A 21039-nucleotide genomic window follows, 5' to 3' on the forward strand; every position below is an offset into this window, starting at 1 on the left:
GCTTCGTGGGTTCACCCAGGGGTGTGCGTTCCGCCTCGCCGGGGGACCCCGGAGCCGGTGGGGAGATATGGAGCGTCTAAGGTGGCGTGGTACGCGCAGAGCGGACGATTCGGGACCCTTCGTTCCTGTAGCCGCCTGTGAGGATTCATCTTCAGTTGGGGTGTTAGTGACCGCCGTCGAATCCCGTCCCGCCGGGGTCACCGGGGCGACGCCTGCGCACCGGCCGTTCGGGGCCCGTGTCGGCGCATTCGTCGCACTGACCAAGCCTCGGATCATCGAGCTGCTGCTGATCACCACCGTGCCGGTGATGTTCCTGGCGCAGCGCGGTGTTCCGGATCCGCTGCTGGTGCTGCAGGTGGTCATCGGCGGCTACCTCTCGGCCGGTGGCGCCAACGCCCTCAACATGTACATCGACCGCGACATCGACGCGGTGATGTCGCGGACCGAGCGGCGGCCGATCGTCACCGGCATGGTGTCGCCGCGCGAGGCGCTGGTCTTCGGCATCGCGCTGGCGATCGGCTCGACGATCTGGCTGGGCGCCCTGGTCAACGTGCTGTCCTCGCTGCTGGCGCTGTCGGCACTGCTCTTCTACGTGTTCGTCTACACGCTGGGGCTGAAGCGGCGGACCGCGCAGAACATCGTCTGGGGCGGCATCGCCGGCTGCATGCCGGTCTTCGTCGGCTGGGCGGCGGTCACCAACTCGGTGTCCTGGTCGGCACTGGTGCTCTTCCTGGTCATCTTCTTCTGGACACCGCCGCACTACTGGCCGCTGTCGATGAAGGTGCGCGAGGACTACGAGCGGGCCGGCGTGCCGATGCTGCCGGTGATCAAGGGCAACCTGGCGGTCGCCAAGCAGATCGTCGTCTACTCCTGGGTCATGGTGGCCGTCTCGCTGGCCCTGTGGCCGCTGGCAGACACCAGCTGGCTCTACCCCGTCTCGGCCGTCGTGCTGGGCGCCGCCTGGCTGAAGGAGGCGCACGGGCTGTACACCCGGGCCAAGGCCGGGGTGGTCGGCGCCAAGCTGAAGGAGATGCGGCTGTTCCACTGGTCGATCACCTACCTGACGCTGCTGTTCGTGGTGATCGCGGTGGACCCGTTCGTGAAGTAGAGCTGCTGAGGAAGGGCCCCGGTCTTCGGACCGGGGCCCTTCCGTTTTTCGCGCGCCGCCTCAGCGGTTCTCGCGCTCCGCCTCAGCGTTTTTCGCGCTCCGCCTCAGCGGTTCTCGCGCGCCGCGTCAGCGGGGCGGCAGCTCGGACGGCCCGACGTGGCCCTCCAGCCAGTCCCGGAGCGGCTGGGAGGCCCGCAGGAAGCCGGTGATCCGCTCGTAGGCGGTCCGGGTGCCGAGCCACGGCGCGGGCGGCCACTCCTGCCAGGCGATCAGGCCCTTGTGGCGGAGCAGTCCGATCCGCGGGTGGTCCTTCGGGTAGCCGCGCGGGGCGGACTTCAGGCTGTCCCGGCCGACCACCTCCGGGCCGGCCTTGCGGACCCGGGCGGCCACCCGCTCCAGCTCCGCGCCGCTCACGTCCTCGGCGACGGCCGCGCGGTAGCGTTCCAGCTGGTCGGGGGCGAGCCGGTAGAGCCCGTTGCCGCAGGCCAGGCCGTCGGCGGAGAGCTGGACGTACCCGCCGGCCGTCAGGTGGGCGCCGATGTGCGTCTTGTACGGGGACTTGTCGGCGCTGAACCGGACGTCGCGGTTGGGGCGGAAGATCTTGCCCGGCCCGAACTCCGGTTCCAGCTCGGCGAGCAGCTGCTCCATGGGCTCCCGTACGGCGTGCTCGTACCGGTCCTTGTGGGCTTGCCAGAAGGTCCTGGAGTTGTCGGCCTCCAGGTGCTCGTAGAAGTCGAGGGCCTCAGCGGGCCAGCCTTGGAAGGTCACCCCTCCAGTATGTGGCCCGGTGCACAGCCCGCTCCCGTCGCCAGCTCCGCTACCGATGGGTAGCATGCGGGCATGAGCAGCGCAGAGACCGCCACCCCCGCCGCGCCGGACGCCCGCGTTGAGCGCCGCGCCAAGCGCATCGCCAAGCACCTCTCCAGCTTCGCCCGCCAGCATGGCGGCAGCGCCGACGCCGTCGTCGAGTACGTCGGCGCCGTGGCCACCCGGATCGTCGTGGTCGGCGCGGACGGCACCTGGGGCGACCAGGTCGCCCCGAGCTACGCCGTGGGCCGCCGGGCCGCCGAGCTGGCCGGGGTCACCCTGCACGACGACTTCGAGGGCGAGCTGGGCCTGAAGGTGAAGACCGGCCCGTACGAGTGGAAGCGGATGGCCGGAATCCAGATCGGCGGCTGACGCCGGTCCCGGACATGCGGAAGGGGCCCCGGGTGATCCGGGGCCCCTTCGCGTGCGGCTCAGACCGCGGCGGCCTGCGGCTCGCGGGCCGGCAGCGGCGCGGCGGGCGCGTCCCCGTCCGTGCGGACCCGCAGCGCGAGCGGGATGCGCAGCACGGCGATCCAGGTGAGCGTGGCGCCCAGCATGTGCAGGCCGACCAGGATCTCCGGGACGTCCGTGAAGTACTGGACGAAGCCGAGCACGCCTTGGAGCAGCAGCACCACGAGCAGCTCGCGGGCCCGGGCCCGGGCGGCCGGCGGGGCCTTCACCGCGGCGAAGACGAAGAGGACGGCGACCGCCAGGCCGACCGAGACGAACGCCAGGTCGGCGTGCACCTGGGCCAGACGGTCGTAGTCGATCGGGATCCGCGGCACGATCTTGTTGTCCCTGGGCGTCCCCGGGTGGTGCCCGGCGCCGGTCACCAGCGTCCCGGCCGCCACCAGCAGGCCGATCACGGTGACCAGGACGTACGAGAGCTGCACGATCGGACGGGCCACGGCCGGCTGCGGCGGGCCGTCGCCCTCCTTCGACCGCTCCCACATCAGCAGCGCGACCCAGACCAGGGCCATCGCGGAGATCAGGTGCACCGCGACGGTGTACGGGTTGAGGCCGGTCAGCACGGTGATGCCGCCGATCACGGCGTTGCTCATCACCAGCCAGAACTGCGCCCAGCCCAGCCTGGTGAGGCCGCGCCGCCACGGCCGGTGGCAGCGGGCAGCCAGGATGGCCCAGCCGACCGCGGCGCTCAGCACGTAGGTGAGCATCCGGTTGGTGAACTCGACGATGCCGTGGAAGCCCATTTCGGGCGTCGGCGTCAGGCTCTGGTCGGTACAGCGGGGCCAGGTGGTGCAGCCGAGGCCGGAGGCGGTGAGCCGGACGGCGCCGCCGGTGACCACGATGACCACGCTCATCACCAGCGCGGTGAGCGCGGCGCGCCTGACCATGGCGGCGGACGGCTGCCAGCGCTCGGCGAGCAGGGAGAAGGGGGTACGCACGGGGTCAATCGTAGGCGGCCTTACAGCCGATCTTGGGGCGGGGCGGCTGCGCGCCGCGCGGGCCCCTAGGGTTGCCGTTCCTGCTGTCCCGCCGGCTGTCGCTCCGGTTGCCGCTCCGGCAAGAGCGCCGGCGCAAACGGGACTGTTGGGGCATGGCGGTCATTGGTCTTGGCCAATTGCCCGACCGGCCGAAGGAGTGCGGATTGGTCCACGGCGCTGCCCGGGGCAACGCGCTGGTCGTGGCCGGCCGTGTGCCCGGGCACAACACCCAGGTCGTGAAGGGCAACGGCGTCTACGGCTCGAAGGCCGCGGGTGCCGTGATCGAGGCACATCAGGGCAGGATCGGCCAGGGCGCGTCCCCGATCGACTCCAAGGCCGAGTCCGCCAAGCTGCGCTCCGCCACGCCGGGAACGCCGGGCACCTCGGTGGTGCCGACCGCCCCGGCGAACCCGGGCAGCTCCGTCCACCCGTCCACGCCGGCGAGCGGCAGGCCGAGCCAGGGTGCCTCCGGCAGCCCGTCCGCCTCCGCCCCGGCGGCCGCGCCGGGCGCCTCGGCCGGCCCGACGGCCACCGCGACCGGTGGCGTGAATCTCGCGCACACCGGCTCCGGCCCGGTCGTCCCGCCGGCGATCGGTGGGGCGGTCGTGATCGCCGCCGGTGGCGCGATCGTGGTGGCCACCCGTCGCCGGGCGGCGAGGAAGGCCTGAAGGTTCGTCGACCGGCTGAACGGGGCGCCCTCGGTGATTGAACCTGATCACCGGGGGCGCCGTTCTTCATGGCAGTGTGACGAAGTCCATTCAAGTGTGCCGAATCCGCGTCCTCCGAGGTCGCGGGTGTGATGGGCCGGCGATGCACATCCGAGGCCGGACGGACAGACGAAATCCGGTCGTCAGCGGGGTGTAGAGCGGGACGGGAGTGCCGGTAGAGTCCCCCGGACAGTCGTAGCGGGCCACCGTCAAACACTCAACATGCCTGCTGCACAGGACCGTTCGGAGGGGACAACGAAATGGCGCGACAGCAGCGGCAGCTCGGCATCAGGGGTGCGGCACTGGCCGGCGCGGCGGCAGCAGCCGTCCTGCTCCCGATTGCCATGGCCACCAGCGCTTCGGCGCACGTGCCCACCTGGCACACGACCTGCGACAAGATCGTGATCGACCTGACCAACTACAGCGACGCGTCGGGCGTGAAGAACGCCGTCAGCCTGACCGTCGACGGCGAGAAGGTGCTCGACCAGAAGCAGTTCGGCAAGGAGTTCCACGGGACGTACCCGGTCAAGGAGCACAGCAAGCCGGTCACCGCGACCTTTGTGGTCACCACCACCGAGGACCCGAAGAACCACGACTGGAACAAGACCGAGACCAAGACGATCGAGGTCTGCCAGACCCCGACGCCGACCCCCACGGCCACGCCGACCAAGACGGCGACGCCGACTCCCACGGCGACGCCCACCGCCACGCCCACCAAGACGGCGACCCCGACCCCGACCCCGACCGGGACGGCCTCGCCCACCGCGACCGCCAGCCCGACGGCGGCGGTCTCCACTCCGCCCAAGACGCCCAGCCCGGCGACGAGCACCGCGACCCCCGGGCCGGCGCTCGCCCAGACCGGTGGTAACGACTCCACCCCGATCATCGCGGCGGCCGGCGGCGCCGTCGTGCTGATCGGTGGCGCTCTCGTCCTGGTCGCCCGCAAGCGCCGGAGCAGCAGCGAGAGCTGACGCCCGCGCCCGGCAACACGGCGGCCCCCCGCTCGCACCGTCGAGCGGGGGGCCGCCGTGGTTGTCTGCTCCCCCAGTGGAGGGCTCTTCTCAACGCCGCAGGGCATGCGGTGTCAGGGCGTGGAGACCTCGGCATCGGCCGGTCCGTGAAACGCCGACCAGCGACCGCACGCACACGCACGGGGCGAAACCCCGCGCGGCACGTGCGGCCGGAATCCCGTGTTCTGACACGGGGAGGAAGTCAACCTCAAGGTTCGCTCAACTCCCCAACGCGGACCGGACATCCGTGGAAGGGTTTGCCCGGCTGCAGAAATGCACAACGGGGTGCGGCCGTCTCTCCTCCACTTCGGAGAACGGCCGCGGGTTGGATGGGCCGTCCCTTCGACGGTCACTTCGCGGGGGGATTTTCTTCACATGGTTGACCTCGATTTCGAGCGGCGGATGAATCCGTGGCTCTTCGACAGTTCCGGAAATCTGACGGAAGCGGCAAGAAAGCAGTTCCCGGACCTCGCGGCCGCCGCGTCCGGCGCGCCCGCACCGTCGTGGACGCCCGTCACGCCGGGCACGCCGGGGCCGTCGGGCCCGACACTGGCGGTCAGTCCGGACGCGCTGCGCAAGGCCGCGAACAACGCGACGACGTTGCAGGCGAAGTTCACCCAGGCAGGCCGGAAGCCCTTCGAGCACCTGCACGACGCGACGGAGGACCTGCCACGCAGTTGGGCGCTGGTGGGCGCGCTGTGGACCGCGGACGAGGTCTGGATGGGGCAGGTCAATTCGCTCGACGCGGCGCTCGGGAGGGTGGCGGAGTTCCTGGGCACCAATGCCGACTCCTACGCGCGCGCCGAGCAGTTGAACGCACAGAACTTCGGGAAGAGCTGAGGCGACTCGTCATGGTGGAATTCAGGGAACTGCGATACGCGCCGCTCTCCGGTATCGACCGGGTGGCAGGCGCCTTCGAGTCGCTCGTCCGAAGTTGGGAGTTCTCCTCCGAGCTGACCGGTGACGTGATCGCCCCTCTCCAGGGCTCGGGCTGGCGCGGCATCGCGGCCGAGCAGGCGGCCGGCGGTATCCAGAAGGTCCGTACCGAGATCGACGCGGCCTTCGAGGAGGCCAGTGCCATGGCCCGGGCCCTGCGCGATGCTCACACCGAACTCGCCGGGGCCCAGGCCGACTTGAAGGCGACCATCCAGTCGGCCGCCGACCGGGGGCTGACGGTGGACGACACCGGTGGCGTTCACTGGCCGCCGGCGACGAACCCGGCGGACAAGAACGACCCGGACTACGCCAACAGTTATCGGCAGAAGGCGACGGACGTGGCCGACGCGATCGCCAGGGCGGTGGCCCGGGCCACCGCGGCCGACGCCGCCGCAGCCGGCGCCCTCGCGGCGGACACCGGCGCCGACCGTACGTCCTTCAACGCGAAGCCGCTCGGCGGGCAGCCCGAGCAGGAGGCCAAGAAGGCGGCGGACCTGCTGCGACTCGGGGACAAGGCGACGGAGGCCCAGGTCCTCGAACTCAACCAATTGGTGAAGAGTCACGCAGGGGACCCCCGCTTCGCCACCGCGTTCTACACCTCCGCCGGACCGGACGGTTTCCTGAGCTCCTACGGTGCGTTGAGCGAGTTCGGCGGTTACTACGGCAGCGACGCGACCAAGAAGGCGCTCGTCGAACTGCAGGGCAACCTCGGCCGCACCCTCGCCACGGCGACGGACGGCGCGAAGGTGCCCCACCTGTCCGATGCCTGGCAGGCCGGGCTGCGCAAGGCCGGCGCCGCCCAGTACCAGCTGCTGCCGGACCGGCTCCAGGGCGGCAACCCGTACGGCTACCAGATCCTTTCCAACATCCTGCGGACCGGCACGTACGACCCGCACTTCCTCAACCCGGTCGTCGAGCACATCACCCAGCTCAGTGCGCAGAACCCGGGCCGATGGGAGGACGCCGTCAGCAAGGCGAACCCGATCGGCCAGGTGTTCTTCCTCGGCAAGGACGGCTCCGGCATCAACCCGATGTCGGGCGCGCTGGAGGCCCTAGGCCACAACCCGACGGCGGCGACGAAGTACTTCCACGACCAGGCCACGGTCTATAACGAGGACGGCACGGTCAAGGCCACCGGCCAGCCCAACACCTACCTGAAGCAGCTGACCGGCACCGGCTTCAACTCCATCCTCCAGGACTACCAGCCCGACCACCTCAGCCCGCACGGCAAGGCCGCGTCGATGGAGGCCGGCGCGCTCGGCCACGCCCTGGAGGCCGCCACGACCGGCCGGGCGTACGACGCGACCGACGCGCCCCTGCCGCCGCACACGCCGGAGATGGCGGCCGTGGCGGCGCAGGTGGTGGACCGCTTCGGCAATGACGACGGGCCCAAACTGCTCCGCAAGGGCGAGCTGTTCGCGGACCTTGCCCCGAGCCTCGGCCATGCGACGGCCGCCTACATGGGCGACGTGCAGGCGGCGCTGAGCCCGCAGGACCGGACGCTGCCCAGCTACGGCGCCCCGGCGCACCTCGGCCAGGAGAGCACCGCGAAGCTCCTGGGCGCGCTGGGCCGCAACCCCGAGGCCTTCGGTGCCATCGCCCAGGCCCAACAGGCCTACACGACCGCGCACATCCAGGACGTGATGCTGCACCGGGACACGTACGGCGACCAGTTCGGCCAGGCCGTGAACAACGCGGCGCATCCCGGCGGCGAGGTGGCGGGGATCCTCACCGCGGCTCGGACCTCCGCACTGGTGGGCGAGATGAAGGACCAGGCGGACGCGTACAACAAGTCCATCGACCAGAACGCCATGTGGGGGAAGTCCGTCTGGGCCATGACGGGCGGCAAGGTGCTGGGGCAGGTTCCCGTCGTCGGTGCGGGCCTGTCGCTGCCGGTGAACTACTTCATCGACCAGCTGGCCGCGAACTACCACATCGAAGCGAACACCGCGGACCCGGCCACGGCCGCGGACGTCGCCGGACTCAACGGGTCGGCCGAAGCCGCCAAGCGGGCGGTGGAGCAGGCCGCGCAGGGGACCGGGCTGAACCCGCAGCAGATCGAGGCCCTGTCCACGGCGGCCGCGAACCAGGTGAGGGCCGGCGCGGCCGACAGCTCGGGGCTCTTCACGCGGGCCGTCAATGGCTGAGGGAAAGCGGCTCCGGCGGCGGTGGCTCGCTGGCGGGGTCGCGGCAGTGGTGCTCGCCGGGGCCGGGTTCGGGTGGTGGCGGTCGGCCCACGCACCGGCGGAGCTGCCGGCCAGCGCTTGCTGGTCGGTGCTCACCCGGGCCGACCTCGCACCGTTGGCGGATGACCTGCACGGGACGTTCGTCGAGCGTAATTCGACGGACGGCAGCCACGAGCACCTTCAGCCGATCCGCGGCGACCAGGATTGCAGGGTTGAGAGGAATCCGGCGAACGGCCTTCTGTGGATCCAGGTGTGGTCGATGGACGAGCTTTCGATGAAGATCAAGTACGGTGCGGGTTCGGAGGTTTCCCACCAGGGTGAGAGCAGGCTGGACTTCGGCGCGGACGTGCAGGGGTGGACTGGGTCGAGGCAGGTGGGGTTGGCATTCCGGTGCGACAACCCGGAGAACGCCCGCATGGGCCGGCCGTACGTGGCAGTCGGGGTCGCGGCCGGGGACGTCACCGATCCGAGGTCGGAGAAGGTCCACCGGGCCGTCCTCGACATCGCGCTGAAGTACGCCAAGGACGTCGTGGCCGGCTATCCGTGCGCGAACCCGGTGAAGCTGCCGGACAGCGTCCCCGGGACGGTGAGGAGCTGACGCGTCGACATCGTCCCCGGCCGGCGGAGCCGGGCACAGGATGGCCTGGTACCGCCGGCACCGGCTGGTGCTCGCCGCCGTCAAACACTCAACATGCCTGCTGCACAGAACCGTTCGGAGGGGACAACGAAATGGCGCGACAGCAGCGGCAGCTCGGCATCAGGGGTGCGGCACTGGCCGGCGCGGCGGCAGCAGCCGTCCTGCTCCCGATTGCCATGGCCACCAGCGCTTCGGCGCACGTGCCCACCTGGCACACGACCTGCGACAAGATCGTGATCGACCTGACCAACTACAGCGACGCGTCGGGCGTGAAGAACGCCGTCAGCCTGACCGTTGACGGCGAGAAGGTGCTCGACCAGAAGCAGTTCGGCAAGGAGCTCCACGGGACGTACCCGGTCAAGGAGCACAGCAAGCCAGTCACCGCGACCTTTGTGGTCTCCGCGGCGGCGGCGTCCCAGGCCGCGGTGGAGAAGGCCGGGCGGGCTGCCGGGCTCGAAGAGCCGTACCTCGGCACGCTGGCCCTCTCGGCCGCCAACGAGACCAGGACCGGGCTCAGCGACGGCGCCGCGCTGTTCGACAGGGCGATCCATGGCTGACGCGTCGACGGCGTCCCCGGCCGGCGGAGCCGGGCACAGGATGGCCTGGTACCGCCGGCACCGGCTGGTGCTCGCCGCCGTGTCCGCCGCCGCCGTCACTGCGGCCGGCGGGGGACTGTGGTGGTGGTCCGCGCGCGAGCCGCTGACCCTGCCTGCGACCGCCTGCTGGTCACTGCTCGACCGGAACGACCTGAAGCCGTTGACGGACAGGGCGAGCGGGACGTTCGGTGTGCGTTACGAGGAGGGGCCCGACGACGGGAGCGGCGGGGCCGGCCTCCGCGCGGGCGAGCACGACCAGACGTGCCTGGTGCAGCGGGATCGTTCCATGCCGCTGGGCCTGAGCGTGAGGCTGATGACCGACCTCATCTACAACATGGACTACGGGCCGGCCGCCGTTCCGGTGACCGGGCATGTGCCGCGGAGGCTGGACCTCGGCCAGGACATCCAGGGGTGGATGTGGCAGGACGGTACGGTTCACCTGGCGTTCCGGTGCGAGAACCCGGTGGCCGCCGACCTGGACCGCCCGTACGTGGAGATCCACGTGTGGGGGGACGGCCGGCTCACCGATCCGACGCTGCACTCGCTGCACCAGGCCCGGCTGGACATCGCGTTGAAGGCCGCCAAGGGGGCTGTCACCGCCTACCCGTTTCGCAACCCGATCGCCTTCCCGTCGGCGGAGGTCGTCACGGAGGCCGGTCGCTGAGATCCCACCGTCCGGCTGGTCGGGGTTCTCGAACGGCAGCGATCCACCCGGAGCCCGCACCCGCACCAGCCACTTCGCAGTACTCCGCCCCGCCGATCCGGTGCTCGGCGGGGCGGAGTGATCAGGACCTCGAAGCGACCGACGGCACCCTCGGATGAGCGAGGGGCCGCCGTGGTGTGTGAGGTGAGGTGAGGTGGCGAAAGTCGCCGGCCTGCCCTGTGCGGCGATCGTGATCGTCTAGCCCTGCGGTCGCGCCCGCTCCTGGACGGCGGCGACGAAGCGGTTGGTGAACACCATCGGGATCACGAAGCCGGCGACCTGGACCAGGGTGGCGGTGGTCGAGTGGCCCTGGTCGGCGTGGGCGAGGGCGGCCAGCACGGCGGCGGTCGCGGCGAAGGCGATGGTCCACACGCCGGTGAGGACGCGGTTGGTGCGCACGAAGAGCGGCTGATGCCAAACCTCGCGCGGAGTGGACTGCTTGGCGATGCCGAGGGTGAACGGCTTGCCGATCGCCAGCGAGGCGCCGGCGATCAGGGCGAGAACACCGGAGGACAGCGCGGCCGAGTACGCGTGAACGGCCGAGTCGGGGTCGGCGAAGGCCACGGCGGCCAGCACGGCGAAGAAGCCCGCCGACCCGGTCTCGATGATCAGAGAGTCAAAGCCGCTTCCCGCCGAACGCCGCTTGACGATCACTCCCACGGCCACGACCAGGCCGGCCAGCGTGGCCCACTGCCAGCGGTCGGACGGCAGGACGGCGTAGACGATCCACGGCAGGAATGTGAGGACGTAGGTCATGGTGAGTCTCCCCCTGGATCGGCATGGCGACGGCCCAACGTAGAACCTCCTCTGACGACCTGTCAATTGTGGAAGGTAGGCTGCGGGCATGAGTCTTCGACACGCCTTGTTGGGGTTGCTGGTGGACCGACCTGCCAGCGGCTACGACCTGTTGAAAGAGTTCGAGAGCTCGCTCGCCCTCGCCTGGCCGGCCACCCAGAGCCAGGTCTACACGGAACTGACCAGGCTGGACGACAGCGGTCTGATCACCGTCAGTGCCCACGGACCGCGAGGCCGCAAGGAATACGCCCTGACCGACGCGGGCCTGGCCGAACTGCAGCACTGGCTCACCGAGACGACACCCACCCAGCATGCGCGCAGCGACCTCCTGCTGCGGGTCTTCTTCCTCGGCGTGCTCACCCCCGCCCAGGCACGCGACTACCTGCGGTGGCTGGCCCGGATCTCCGAACGCCACCAGGAACGACTGCAGACCGCCGAAGAGGAGATCGGCCGGGGCGACGGAGACGTCGCCGTCCACAGCAGGATCGCGCTCGAGTACGGCCTGCGGTTCAACGCGATGCGCCGCGAGTGGGCCGAGTGGGCCGAAGGGCAGATCCGGGACGGCCACTGATCGCCCGCGGAGCCCTGCCGAACGCCGGCCCTCCCGGCCCCGTCCGGTCGGCGGAGATCCGGCAGCGCAGCGGCCGCTTGGAGGCGGTGGGCGAGGGGGATCTTCCTCGGCCCGGCTCGGCCGCAAGTACACCGAGACCCTGGGCGTCTCCGGGCTCGGGCGGGACGGCGAGCGCGTCGTCCCGCCCGTGGGCAGCTTCGCCTCCCGAGCATCGCCCACCCGCATCCGTAGGGTGGCGGGCAGCCGTGTCGGCTCGACATGGCCGGGCCCCTGGAAGCAGGGTCTGGGGGTCGGTGTAGGGGGTTCTGCTGCTCACGAGCAGCAGGTCCGAGCCGGTGTCGTGGCGGTTGAGTGCGGCGAGGCGATCCGAGGTGCTGCGTAGCGGTCCGGGTGGCCGTTCCTTCCGTTGGGAGGGAACGCCATCCGTCGAGAAGGTTCCTCGGGTGCGTGCTGGTCAGCGGCCGACAGGCGCGGATGTCCAACGGGCAGCCATCACATTGGCCAGTGCCTGCTTGTTCGCAATCCATTCGGTACCACCTGCACCAACTGCGCGCCGTACAGCCTCGAGGGCGGCCTCGTCGGCTGCGGTTGGCTGAGCAAGATGTGCTCGCATGTAGTGCTTGAGGAGGGCAGGAAGTTGGTCCGGCCGAGTCGTGGCCTTGGCCATCAGGGAGAAGATCGGGAGGAACCACGCTTCGAAGCCCTCCTTGACTACCTCAGTGGCTTGGTACGCCTCATACAGCGGCTGAAGGCTTGCCGTGCGGTCGTAGGGGAGGTGGCCATGGAGGGCGTACTGGAGGCGGATGCCGTCGTGCTCACGGAAGTACTGGCCGTGGGCGGCGATGTGGTTGGCGGCGTTCTGGGTGATGGTCATGACGGCCACGTCTGCTTGCTGTTTCCGGGCTGCGGCGACCAACATGACCATCCACCGGATCTCGACCGCCATGGAGCTGGGCGATGTTCAGATCGCGGCCGACCAGGGGGTACGGGTGGATGCGTCTGCGCTGCCGATCGAACGCCGGGTACGGCACTTGCTCGAACTGGCCCGTGCCCACGATGCCCGTAACCTCAGGGACGGGGCTCTCGCGAGCGTTCTTGATGCTGAGGCCCTGGCCCCGGAGCAGGTTCGCCATCACTTCATCCCTCGGCAATTGGTGACCGCCTGGATGCGTCATCAGCGCGGGAAGCCGAGTCAGTTGCTTGCTGGTCTTGCGCGCCGGCTGAGCATGGCCGGGTGACGGTTGCTCGACGACTAGAGTCGCCGGTATGAGTGACTTGCAGTCTCACGAGGTCGTAGCCCGACCCCGCACTGCCGCCGGCGTTCTGTTCTTCGACGAGGACGGGCGTGTGCTCCTCGTGAAGCCGACCTACAAGCCTGGCTGGGAAATCCCAGGTGGCTACCTGCGTACGGGGGAGACCCCGACCGAAGGTGCGGCCCGGGAGGTTGAGGAGGAGCTTGGCATTACGCCGCCGATCGGTCGGCTCCTTGTTGCAGACTGGGCGCCCCACCCGGATGAAGGCGACAAACTGCTCTTCGTCTTTGACGGAGGCGTTCTCGCAGCTGGTGTACTTCAGCGCATTACCGTGGACCAGGTCGAGATCGGCAAGTACGCCTTCCACGCCGAGGATCAGATCGACTCCCTCCTCATCCCACGTCTGGCCCGCCGGGTTCACGCTGCCTGCGCTGCGAAGAGGCACGCGGAGATGGTCTACCTGGAGAACGGAGTGGCTGACCGGTAGCCCGAATCCTCGGTCCCTCGCTCGGTCGAGCGAGGGACCGACGGGCGCCAGGGGATGGGGGCGGTGTGGTGGTCGAACTCGCCGGCCTTGATGCGTTGGGGGGAGGTGGCGAAACTGGTGGGGGCGGTGCGGAGGACTACCTCATCGTCGTCGGAGTCGCGGAGTTTGACCGGCCCGTCAGCGGTGCGAAGCTCGACGTGCTCCTTGGATATGCCGCTGCACCCGGACTTCTGCCGATCGGTGTCACGCGGCGCGGCCCCTCGGCGGGCTCATGCGACGGTGTGGATCGGTTCGTCCGGCTCGAGCGCCGCGGTGCCTTGGGCGCTCGGGTGGGGAGTGGGAAGTCGGCGGGTCGGACTTCCCGCTCCAGGGGGCGCGTGTTGTCGACTGTTCCGATCAGCGGGGCGTGAGGGTTGCGAATACGCCCCGCGCGGCCGTTCCGTCCGGCCAGGACCATCCCGCGACAAGGGCTGCGGACGAGCTCTGTGCGGCCTCCGTGGGCTGCAGGACGCGGTTGAGCCGAACGTCGATGCCGTCGGCTGGTCCCGTTCCGTGCACGGTGACGGTCGGGTCGGGGGTGTTGCTCATGCTCTGCTGCTGCGGCACCGCATCGCCGCGCAGGAGCGCGCGCAACTGCGCCATCACCACCGGGTCGTGGGCGCCGTCGTAGATCCACCGGGTGCCGAGCACGCCGTGCACGGACGTGCCGATCAACGCCTCGCCGGGGACGCCCTCCAGCGCCGAACCGCGGTAGGCCATCGGCACCAGGTACGCCACCGGCTCCTGTGCGGAGGTGTCCACCACGACCATGAACTCGATCCCGACCGCACCCTCCGGATCGTCAAGACGGAACCCACCGGCCCTCGCCGGTTCCGGGGCTCCGGCGGCGCCCACGTACCAGCTCTGCTTCGGCAGCCAGCCGGTGAGCAGCTCCAGCTTGGTGGGCGTCATTGTGGTGCGATGGATGGTGGCCATGAGTTCCCTCGTGCCTAGGTTCGGGCCCGTCCTCCCACGGGATGTGATCGAACCTATCGGATGGGCTTCCCGCACCTGCCGTCTCATTCACCGTAACGCCGATGCGGCGGTGCAGCGCGGGGTGTCCCTGGTGGGCCGCGTTCCACGTACCAGGGGCCAACTATGGTCACGCGTACGTCGCGGCGGCCCCGTGCGAGGAGCAAGGGGCCGCCGGAACGATTCGCTACGCGTTGGAGGTGTGGTGGTCGAACTCGCCGGCCTTGATGCCTTGGAGGAAGGCGGCGAACCTGGCGGGGGTGGTGCGGATGGTGATGTCGCCGTCGTCGGACTCGCGGACCTCGACCAGCCCGTTCACGGTGCGTACTTCGACGCAGTTGTCACCGGCGCTGCTAAAGGAAGACTTCTGCCAGTTGCTCGGGAACATCTCAATCCTTCAAGTTTCGGATCGTCGCGTAGATCAGGTCGCGTGACTCATCCTCGGTGAGTGCCGACTTTTCGATGCGATCGAAGATGGCTCGATAGGTTTCGAGTTCGCTCGGGGCATCGAAGAAGATGGGGCCTTGCGATGAGTCCATTTCCAACGTGTCAAGCTCGGGGACTTCGCCGCAGCTGTAGATGATGTTCTCGATCGCGCCTGGGTACGTGTGTGCACTGAAAGGGATCACGCGGATACTTATATCGTCCCGGAGGGAGTCCTCGACCAGGCAGCTGAGTTGTGCCCGCAGCACCTCGGTGCCACCGAAGCGTGTGAGGAGGCAAGACTCGTGGAGGTAGGTCTCAAGATTCTTCTGCGGGCTCACGAGGAGCATGTCTCTGCGCCGCGTCCGAAAGGTGGCGTGCAGGTCGAGCTCGTCGACAGTGAGGCTGGGAATTTTCCGACCGAATACCCCCTTCACGTAGTCGCTGGTCTGGACTAGTCCCGGAAGGAACGCCGACGTCCAGACTCTGATCGTCCCTGCAGCAAAATCCTCATGCTGTGCGGATTCGAGGAAGGTGCTGGGCAGTAGGTCACGATATTCCTCCCACCAGCCCTTTCCGCGTGACGTAATGATGTCGGCGAGCGCGTTGATGAGTGGCTGGTTGGTGCAGTCGCAGGCTGCCGTGATCGTGTGGAGCCGATCCACGCTGACGCTGGTCTTCCCGTTCTCCATCTGCGTCACCTGAGCGGCGCTCACACCGAGTACGCGGGCGAGCTGGCTGCCGCCGAGGCCGGCTTGCTCGCGCATCCTCCGCAGCTCGGCGCCCAGGCGGCGCTGACGAAAGGTCGGGTTGTGGCGGCCAGGCATGACGTCCTCTCAGCGTTCGTGAGACCAGTGTGCCGTGTGGCCTGCGAGCGGGGCCATTGGTCCCACGAGAGAGGGAACTTCCGCGGAGATTACCTAAATTTAAGTTCACGTGGGCTATCGTCGTTCTCAGGTCGATCCGACGGATCGTCAGTAACGCCTGTTTCCAAGGCAGTAGGCGCCTGCTGCCCTCGCACCGCAGAGCAGCCATGTCCTGGCCTGGCTCACGGTGACGTATCCGCCGGTGAACGCCGAGTCCCTCTCCGCCCAACCTCGTCCGGAGGTCCCTCATGTGTGCCTTCAACCCGCCCGACTGGTCCGCCGCCCGCGAGGCGCTGCGCCACGCGCTGTCCGCCGCCGGCTGGCCGGACGACCTCATCCACGACGCCGAACTCGCCCTCTGTGAGCTGTTCGTCAACGCCTGGAAGCACGGGGGCAGCCCCGCCCCCACCGTGGTCGTCGTCCTCCTCGCCACCCGCACCCTGCGGGTCTCGGTCGCCGACGACAGCCCGGAGCTGCCCGAGCCGCAGCTCTCCGCCGACCCCTACGCGCTGTCCGGCCGGGGCCTGCACCTGGTCCGCTCCCTCACCCACCGCTTCGGGGCCAGCCCCCGGAAGGACGGCAAGTTCGTCTGGTTCGAGCTGGACTGCGCCGCATGAGCGCCGCCCGCCGCGCCCCCGTCGCCCCCGACGACCCCCGGATGCGCGACTACAGCGACGCGCAGGTCGGCGCCCTCCTCCGTGAACTCCACGCCCGAGGAGCGAAGTTCGGCATCCGGTGGGGCTCCGCCACCACCCACCACAGCGCCGTCGACGGCCGCCTCCTGATCGACTTCGGCCACGCCCCGATCAGCACCCTCCTCAACCTCCTCCACCTGCTCCGCGACACCGAAAGGGACCAGCCGTGGGAGTCCTGATCCCGATGGTCTCCACCGAGGCGATCCACACCGAGCGCACCACCGTCCACTACCTCGCCGTCGAGCACGTCCCCGACGCCGCCCTCCAGCTGCGCATCGCCGTGGACCTCGACGTCCACGCCGGCCCCGGCGAGCAGCTGGCCTTCCCCCTCACCCGCGACCAGGCCCACGACCTCCTCCACGGCCTCGCCGCCCACCTCGGCCACCGCGTCCTCGGGATCCGCCGATGAGATCCGGCGCCGCCGGCTTCCTCGTCGGCGCCGCGCTGATCACCCTGCTCGCGCTGGCCCTCGTCACCGTGGCCCTCGGCGTGATCGCCACGCTCAAGATGCCGCATCCCCAGAACGAGGCCCCGCCCCCGCCGCCGATCACCCGACAAGGCCGCTGGGAGTTGCGCCGACTCCCCGACGGCACCCACGAATACGCCTGGATCGCCCGCCAGGCCGGCCACTTCGGCCCCGAGATCCGTCAACCGTCCACCAAACCCGGGCGTCACCGCATACCCAGCTGAGCGCGACCACGAAGGCCCTCGCCGACCCGGGCGAGGGCCTCGCCGCACCTCGACGTCCTCCCGCGCCGTGTGCGCGGTCGAAACGCCCACGAGGCTGCTCGTGATCGCTCGGGGTCCAGCCGTGTCCTCCCCGGCGCGACAGCATCCACCGGGCTCCGGGAGTTGATCTCCCCTGCCCGGCAGGGTCGTTGGCGGGCGTGCATGACACCGAGGGAGTCGTGGGGTGCACGACTCACTTCGGGAACGAGTCCCTTCCGCCATGGGGGTTCACCGACGAGGAGCGGACCGAGCCGACCCTCTTCCTGGCACAACGACCGGGCCGGTCCATGGCTGGCTGAGCCCTGGACGAGCGGTTCCGAAGTCGGGCGGCTTCAGCAGTTCGGCTCCGGGCATACAGGAAGGGTGTCCGGCACCGGGTTGTGACGACCGGAGATCGGTCCCGGATTCGACCGGGGCGACATGAGGGGAGAGGCGATCGTGGGGGAACTGGACGGCAGGACCGCACTGGTGACGGGCGGCTCGCGGGGGATCGGGCGCGCGGTCGCCCTGCGGCTCGCCGCCGAGGGGGCGCTGGTCGGGGTCCACTACGGCGGCAACGAGGCGGCCGCCGCGGAGACCGTGGCACTGATCGCCAAGGCCGGCGGCCGGGCGTTCGCGGTGCAGGCCCGGTTCGGCGAGAACGGTGCGGTGGACCGGTTGTTCGAAGGGCTCACCGCCGGGCTGGCGGACCGCGGCGCGGACGGCCTGGACATCCTGGTCAACAACGCGGGCATCCACTCGGTCGGTTCGATCGGGCAACTCACCGAGGAGGAGTTCGAACGGTTGCTGGCGGTCAACGTGCGCACGCCGATCTTCGTGATCCAGCGGGTGCTGCCACTGCTGCGGGACGGCGGGCGGATCGTCAACATGGCCTCGGCGGCCACCCGGATCGCGGCCTCCGTCCAGATCGGCTACACCGTCACCAAGGCGGCGCTGGCTGCCCTCGGCGCACCGCTCGCCAACGAGCTCGGCCGGCGCGGGATCACCGTGAACACGGTCAACCCCGGAGTGATCCGGACCGACATGACCGCCGGCTGGACCACCGTTCCCGAGGCGGTGGCCGGACTCGCGTCGCTCACCGCGCTCGGACGGCTCGGCGAGCCGGAGGACATCGCGGACGTGGTGGGCTTCCTGGCGGGTCCGCAGGGTCGCTGGGTGACCGGCCAGATCATCGACGTCTCCGGCGGCACCTACCTCGGACCGATCGCGGCCGGGTGATCCACCGCCCGGGCACGTACCGGGGCGTTGACGTCGGCCTGGGCGGGGCGGAACGTCGGATCCACTCGTCCAGGTAGCCCGGCGGCGTGTCCTGGTGGTCGCTCCGGGCGACCACCAGGATCACTCCCAACGGAAGAACCGGGCGGCCGCGGCCAGGCCGAGCACCGCCCAGCCGCCCAGGATGCCGAGGTCCGCCCAGGGCACCCCGGCGCCGGTCTGGAGGACCGAGCGCAGGCCGTCCGAGAGGGCGGCGATGGGGAGGAGTTCGAGGACGGACCGGACGGCCGACGGGAACTTGCTCAGCGGCACGATCACGCCGCCGGCCAGCAGCAGCAGGATGAAGACCAGATTGGCGGCGGCCAGCGTGGCTTCCGCCTTGAGCGTGCCGGCCATCAGCAGGCCGAGGCCGGAGAACGCGGCCGTTCCGAGGACGAGCAGGGCGAAGACGCTGAACGGGTCGCCCTGCGGGGACCAGCCGAGCGCCAGCGCGATCGCCGACAGCAGCGCCACCTGCAACGCCTCGGTGACCAGCACACACCCCGTCTTCGCGGTGAGCAGGGCCCAGCGCGGCAGCGGGCTGGCGCCGAGCCGCTTGAGCACGCCGTAGCGGCGCTCGAAGCCGGTGGCGATGGCCTGCCCGGTGAAGGCGGTGGACATCACGGCCAGTGCGAGCAGGCCGGGCGCCAGGAAGTCGACCCGCTTGCCGGGGCCCTCGGCGGCGACGATGTCGACGGCGGAGAAGAGGACGAGCAGGACCGTCGGGATGATCACGGTCAGCAGCAGCTGCTCGCCGTTGCGCAGCAGCATCTTCGTCTCGAAGGCGGTCTGCGCGAGCAGCATCCGGCCGACGGGGGCGGCGCCCGGCTGCGGGGAGTAATCGGTGGTCGTCACGAGCGGAGGTCCCGTCCGGTCAGGTCGAGGAAGACGTCTTCGAGGCTGCGGCGCTGCACGGCGAGCCGCTCGGGGAGGATGCCGGAGGCCGCGCACCAGCGGGTGACGGTGGCCAGCAGCTGCGGGTCGACGGGCGCCTCGATGCGGTAGCTGCCGGGGGAGGCCTCGGTGGCGGCGGCGCCCTCGGGCAGCTCCTTGAGCAGGGGGCCGAGGTCCAGCCCGGGCGGGCCGTCGAAGCGCAGTGAGGACTCGGCGCCGCCGCGGCAGAGCTCCTCCGGGGTGCCCTCGGCGATGACCTTGCCGCGGTCGACGACGGCGACGCGGTCGGCGAGCTGTTCGGCCTCGTCCATGTGGTGGGTGGTGACGACGACGGTGACGCCGTCCCGGCGCAGGTCGCGGACGAGGTCCCAGGTGGCGCGGCGGGCCTGCGGGTCGAGGCCGGCGGTGGGCTCGTCCAGGAAGACCAGCTCGGGGCGGCCGACCACGGCCATGGCCAGGGCGAGCCGCTGCTGCTGCCCGCCGGAGAGCCGGCGGTAGGTGGTGCGGCCGCAGGAGCCGAGGCCGAGCCGCTCGACCAGGGCATCCACGTCCAGCGGGTGGGCGTGCAGCTTCGCGGTGTGCCGGAGCATCTCGACGGCCCGCGCCCCGGCGTACACGCCGCCGGACTGCAGCATCACGCCGATCCGGGGGCGCAGCTCGGCGCTCCGGGCGACGGGGTCGAGGCCGAGGACGCGGACGGTGCCGGCGTCCGGGCGGCGGTAGCCCTCGCAGGTCTCGATGGTGGTGGTCTTGCCGGCGCCGTTGGGGCCGAGCACGGCGGTGATCGCGCCGCGCGCGAGGGTGAGGTCGAGACCGTCCACCGCGGTCTTCTCGCCGTAGCGCTTGACCAGCCCGGTGATCTGGACCGCGGGTTCGGAATGCATACCGGCGAGTGTAGAAGGCGTGAACACGGGGCCCGTCGCGGGACCCCGCAGCGGCCGCGGGGAAGGGGCGGCCGGATTGATCGTCCACGCAGGTCAGGTAAGCCTTACCTGCGTGACAGATGACACCAGTGAGGCCTGGATCACGGCTTGTCCTGTCGGAAGTAATTACGCAACACTGGTGTTGTGAAAAACATGCGCGAGCACACCACGCAGCAGGAGGCCGAGTCGGCCCCCGGCTGTGCCGTGCCCGCGACGGCGGCCGAGGTGCTGCTGGAGGGCCACCGTGCGACCCGGGACCGGGTCGCACGTTCGATCCTCGACCACGGCCCCTCCTCCGCCACCGACCTGGCGAACCGGCTCGGTCTGACCACCGCGGCCGTCCGCCGTCACCTGGACGGCCTCGTCGCCGCCGGCCTGGTCGACGCCCGTGAACAGCGGGTGTACGGCAGTCGCGGCCGGGGCCGCCCCGCCAAGGTCTTCGCCCTCACCGACGCCGGCCGGGACGCCTTCTACCAGGAGTACGACCAGCTCGCGGCCGACGCGCTGCGCTGGATCTCCGACTCGGTGGGCGGCGGCAAGGCGGGCGAGGAGGCGGTCGCCGCCTTCGCCCGGGCCCGGTTCGGCAAGCAGGGCGAGCGCTACCTCGCCACGCTGCGCCAGGCCGAGGCCGGGGAGCGCACCGAAGCGCTTGCCCAGGCGCTGAGTGCGGACGGGTACGCTGCCACCGTGCGGCGTGTTCCGTCGGCCGCGGCGAAAGCCCCGGCGGGCGCCCAGCTCTGCCAGCACCACTGCCCGGTCGCGCACATCGCCGAGCAGTTCCCGCAGCTCTGCGAGGCGGAGACCGAGGTCTTCTCCCAACTGCTGGGCACCCATGTGCAACGGCTGGCCACCATCGCCCACGGCGACGGGGTCTGCACCACCTATGTGCCGGCACCCGGTGCCGCATCGTCGCCCGCCCTGCGCCCCGCAGGCCCGGGTACCGATGCAGTGCCGACTGCCGGTACGTCCACCGAAGACTCAGCGTCCGCGCGTTAGGAAGCTC

27 protein-coding genes are annotated in these 21039 nt (G+C 70.4%); 18 read left to right on the plus strand and 9 right to left on the minus strand.

Going from position 1 to position 21039, the window contains the following annotated elements:
- The first annotated feature begins 166 nt into the window (after positions 1-166).
- Entirely contained in the window at positions 167-1108 is a 942-nt protein-coding gene (locus ACZ5WK_RS13640) for a heme o synthase (protein WP_465547505.1), read from the plus strand.
- 126 nt (positions 1109-1234) lie between these two features.
- Here the strand turns inward: ACZ5WK_RS13640 and ACZ5WK_RS13645 are convergent, their stop codons facing one another.
- Positions 1235-1876, minus strand: coding sequence for a DUF2461 domain-containing protein (locus ACZ5WK_RS13645; protein ID WP_465547506.1), 642 nt, complete (start codon positions 1874-1876; stop codon positions 1235-1237).
- Between the two features lie 72 nt (positions 1877-1948).
- Here ACZ5WK_RS13645 and ACZ5WK_RS13650 point away from each other — a divergent pair, with 72 nt between their 5' ends.
- The gene (locus tag ACZ5WK_RS13650) at positions 1949-2287 is read left to right on the plus strand and encodes a hypothetical protein (protein ID WP_396320512.1); all 339 of its coding nucleotides are present in this window, start codon (positions 1949-1951) and stop codon (positions 2285-2287) included.
- Between the two features lie 59 nt (positions 2288-2346).
- On the opposite strand, the gene ACZ5WK_RS13655 is transcribed toward ACZ5WK_RS13650, so the two are convergent.
- On the minus strand, positions 2347-3321 hold the full coding sequence (locus ACZ5WK_RS13655; protein ID WP_465547507.1) for a COX15/CtaA family protein: 975 nt from the start codon (positions 3319-3321) through the stop codon (positions 2347-2349).
- A 203-nt stretch (positions 3322-3524) separates the two neighbouring features.
- Here ACZ5WK_RS13655 and ACZ5WK_RS13660 point away from each other — a divergent pair, with 203 nt between their 5' ends.
- From ACZ5WK_RS13660 to ACZ5WK_RS13690, 7 genes are all read left to right on the plus strand, one after another.
- Entirely contained in the window at positions 3525-4028 is a 504-nt protein-coding gene (locus ACZ5WK_RS13660) for a hypothetical protein (RefSeq protein WP_465547508.1), read from the plus strand.
- A 299-nt stretch (positions 4029-4327) separates the two neighbouring features.
- Entirely contained in the window at positions 4328-5038 is a 711-nt protein-coding gene (locus ACZ5WK_RS13665) for an LAETG motif-containing sortase-dependent surface protein (RefSeq protein ID WP_465547509.1), read from the plus strand.
- A 414-nt stretch (positions 5039-5452) separates the two neighbouring features.
- Positions 5453-5917: a WXG100 family type VII secretion target gene (locus tag ACZ5WK_RS13670; protein WP_465547510.1), complete on the plus strand. Its 465-nt coding sequence runs from the start codon at positions 5453-5455 to the stop codon at positions 5915-5917.
- Positions 5918-5928: 11 nt separating this feature from the next.
- Complete coding sequence (locus tag ACZ5WK_RS13675; protein ID WP_465547511.1) at positions 5929-8160, plus strand: hypothetical protein; 2232 nt, start codon at positions 5929-5931, stop codon at positions 8158-8160.
- On the plus strand, positions 8153-8797 hold the full coding sequence (locus ACZ5WK_RS13680) for a hypothetical protein (RefSeq protein WP_465547512.1): 645 nt from the start codon (positions 8153-8155) through the stop codon (positions 8795-8797). The genes ACZ5WK_RS13675 and ACZ5WK_RS13680 overlap by 8 nt, the downstream gene beginning before the upstream one ends.
- Before the next feature lie 131 nt (positions 8798-8928).
- Positions 8929-9393: a hypothetical protein gene (locus ACZ5WK_RS13685; RefSeq protein ID WP_465547513.1), complete on the plus strand. Its 465-nt coding sequence runs from the start codon at positions 8929-8931 to the stop codon at positions 9391-9393.
- Entirely contained in the window at positions 9386-10096 is a 711-nt protein-coding gene (locus ACZ5WK_RS13690; protein ID WP_465547514.1) for a hypothetical protein, read from the plus strand. Before ACZ5WK_RS13685 ends, ACZ5WK_RS13690 begins: the two co-directional genes overlap by 8 nt.
- A 237-nt stretch (positions 10097-10333) precedes the next feature.
- Here ACZ5WK_RS13690 and ACZ5WK_RS13695 read toward each other — a convergent pair whose 3' ends face one another.
- Positions 10334-10891 (minus strand): hypothetical protein, encoded by a 558-nt coding sequence (locus ACZ5WK_RS13695; RefSeq protein ID WP_465547515.1) that lies wholly within the window; start codon positions 10889-10891, stop codon positions 10334-10336.
- Between the two features lie 88 nt (positions 10892-10979).
- Here ACZ5WK_RS13695 and ACZ5WK_RS13700 point away from each other — a divergent pair, with 88 nt between their 5' ends.
- Complete coding sequence (locus tag ACZ5WK_RS13700) at positions 10980-11501, plus strand: PadR family transcriptional regulator (RefSeq protein WP_465547516.1); 522 nt, start codon at positions 10980-10982, stop codon at positions 11499-11501.
- Between the two features lie 454 nt (positions 11502-11955).
- Here the strand turns inward: ACZ5WK_RS13700 and ACZ5WK_RS13705 are convergent, their stop codons facing one another.
- Positions 11956-12375 carry a hypothetical protein gene (locus tag ACZ5WK_RS13705; RefSeq protein ID WP_465547517.1) on the minus strand — a complete coding sequence of 140 codons (420 nt, stop codon included), beginning with the start codon at positions 12373-12375 and terminating at the stop codon, positions 11956-11958.
- A gap of 43 nt (positions 12376-12418) precedes the next feature.
- Between ACZ5WK_RS13705 and ACZ5WK_RS13710 the strand changes: the two genes are divergently transcribed.
- Positions 12419-12739: a hypothetical protein gene (locus tag ACZ5WK_RS13710; RefSeq protein ID WP_465547518.1), complete on the plus strand. Its 321-nt coding sequence runs from the start codon at positions 12419-12421 to the stop codon at positions 12737-12739.
- A 28-nt stretch (positions 12740-12767) separates the two neighbouring features.
- The gene (locus ACZ5WK_RS13715) at positions 12768-13241 is read left to right on the plus strand and encodes an NUDIX domain-containing protein (RefSeq protein ID WP_465547519.1); all 474 of its coding nucleotides are present in this window, start codon (positions 12768-12770) and stop codon (positions 13239-13241) included.
- Positions 13242-13637: 396 nt separating this feature from the next.
- Here the strand turns inward: ACZ5WK_RS13715 and ACZ5WK_RS13720 are convergent, their stop codons facing one another.
- The 3 genes from ACZ5WK_RS13720 to ACZ5WK_RS13730 form a co-directional block, all read right to left on the minus strand.
- Positions 13638-14216, minus strand: a complete 579-nt coding sequence (locus ACZ5WK_RS13720) for a maltokinase N-terminal cap-like domain-containing protein (protein WP_465547520.1) — start codon at positions 14214-14216, stop codon at positions 13638-13640.
- A 223-nt stretch (positions 14217-14439) separates the two neighbouring features.
- Entirely contained in the window at positions 14440-14640 is a 201-nt protein-coding gene (locus ACZ5WK_RS13725) for a DUF397 domain-containing protein (protein WP_465547521.1), read from the minus strand.
- A 1-nt stretch (position 14641) separates the two neighbouring features.
- Entirely contained in the window at positions 14642-15502 is an 861-nt protein-coding gene (locus tag ACZ5WK_RS13730; RefSeq protein ID WP_465547522.1) for a helix-turn-helix domain-containing protein, read from the minus strand.
- Between the two features lie 287 nt (positions 15503-15789).
- Here ACZ5WK_RS13730 and ACZ5WK_RS13735 point away from each other — a divergent pair, with 287 nt between their 5' ends.
- The 5 genes from ACZ5WK_RS13735 to ACZ5WK_RS13755 all read left to right on the plus strand — a co-directional run bounded on the left by ACZ5WK_RS13735 (position 15790) and on the right by ACZ5WK_RS13755 (position 18183).
- Positions 15790-16158, plus strand: a complete 369-nt coding sequence (locus ACZ5WK_RS13735; RefSeq protein ID WP_465547523.1) for an ATP-binding protein — start codon at positions 15790-15792, stop codon at positions 16156-16158.
- Entirely contained in the window at positions 16155-16415 is a 261-nt protein-coding gene (locus ACZ5WK_RS13740; RefSeq protein WP_465547524.1) for a hypothetical protein, read from the plus strand. The genes ACZ5WK_RS13735 and ACZ5WK_RS13740 overlap by 4 nt, the downstream gene beginning before the upstream one ends.
- Positions 16403-16645: a hypothetical protein gene (locus ACZ5WK_RS13745; RefSeq protein ID WP_465547525.1), complete on the plus strand. Its 243-nt coding sequence runs from the start codon at positions 16403-16405 to the stop codon at positions 16643-16645. The genes ACZ5WK_RS13740 and ACZ5WK_RS13745 overlap by 13 nt, the downstream gene beginning before the upstream one ends.
- Positions 16642-16926, plus strand: coding sequence for a hypothetical protein (locus ACZ5WK_RS13750; RefSeq protein ID WP_465547526.1), 285 nt, complete (start codon positions 16642-16644; stop codon positions 16924-16926). Before ACZ5WK_RS13745 ends, ACZ5WK_RS13750 begins: the two co-directional genes overlap by 4 nt.
- A gap of 477 nt (positions 16927-17403) precedes the next feature.
- Complete coding sequence (locus ACZ5WK_RS13755; protein ID WP_465547527.1) at positions 17404-18183, plus strand: SDR family NAD(P)-dependent oxidoreductase; 780 nt, start codon at positions 17404-17406, stop codon at positions 18181-18183.
- Positions 18184-18303: 120 nt separating this feature from the next.
- Here the strand turns inward: ACZ5WK_RS13755 and ACZ5WK_RS13760 are convergent, their stop codons facing one another.
- A complete protein-coding gene (locus ACZ5WK_RS13760) occupies positions 18304-19023 on the minus strand; it encodes an ABC transporter permease (RefSeq protein WP_465547540.1) in 720 nt (239 codons plus the stop codon).
- A 47-nt stretch (positions 19024-19070) separates the two neighbouring features.
- Complete coding sequence (locus ACZ5WK_RS13765) at positions 19071-19997, minus strand: ABC transporter ATP-binding protein (RefSeq protein WP_465547528.1); 927 nt, start codon at positions 19995-19997, stop codon at positions 19071-19073.
- A gap of 192 nt (positions 19998-20189) precedes the next feature.
- Between ACZ5WK_RS13765 and ACZ5WK_RS13770 the strand changes: the two genes are divergently transcribed.
- Positions 20190-21032 carry a helix-turn-helix transcriptional regulator gene (locus tag ACZ5WK_RS13770; protein WP_465547529.1) on the plus strand — a complete coding sequence of 281 codons (843 nt, stop codon included), beginning with the start codon at positions 20190-20192 and terminating at the stop codon, positions 21030-21032.
- The last annotated feature ends 7 nt before the right edge of the window (positions 21033-21039 follow it).

This window comes from Kitasatospora sp. NPDC032757 (assembly GCF_055579305.1).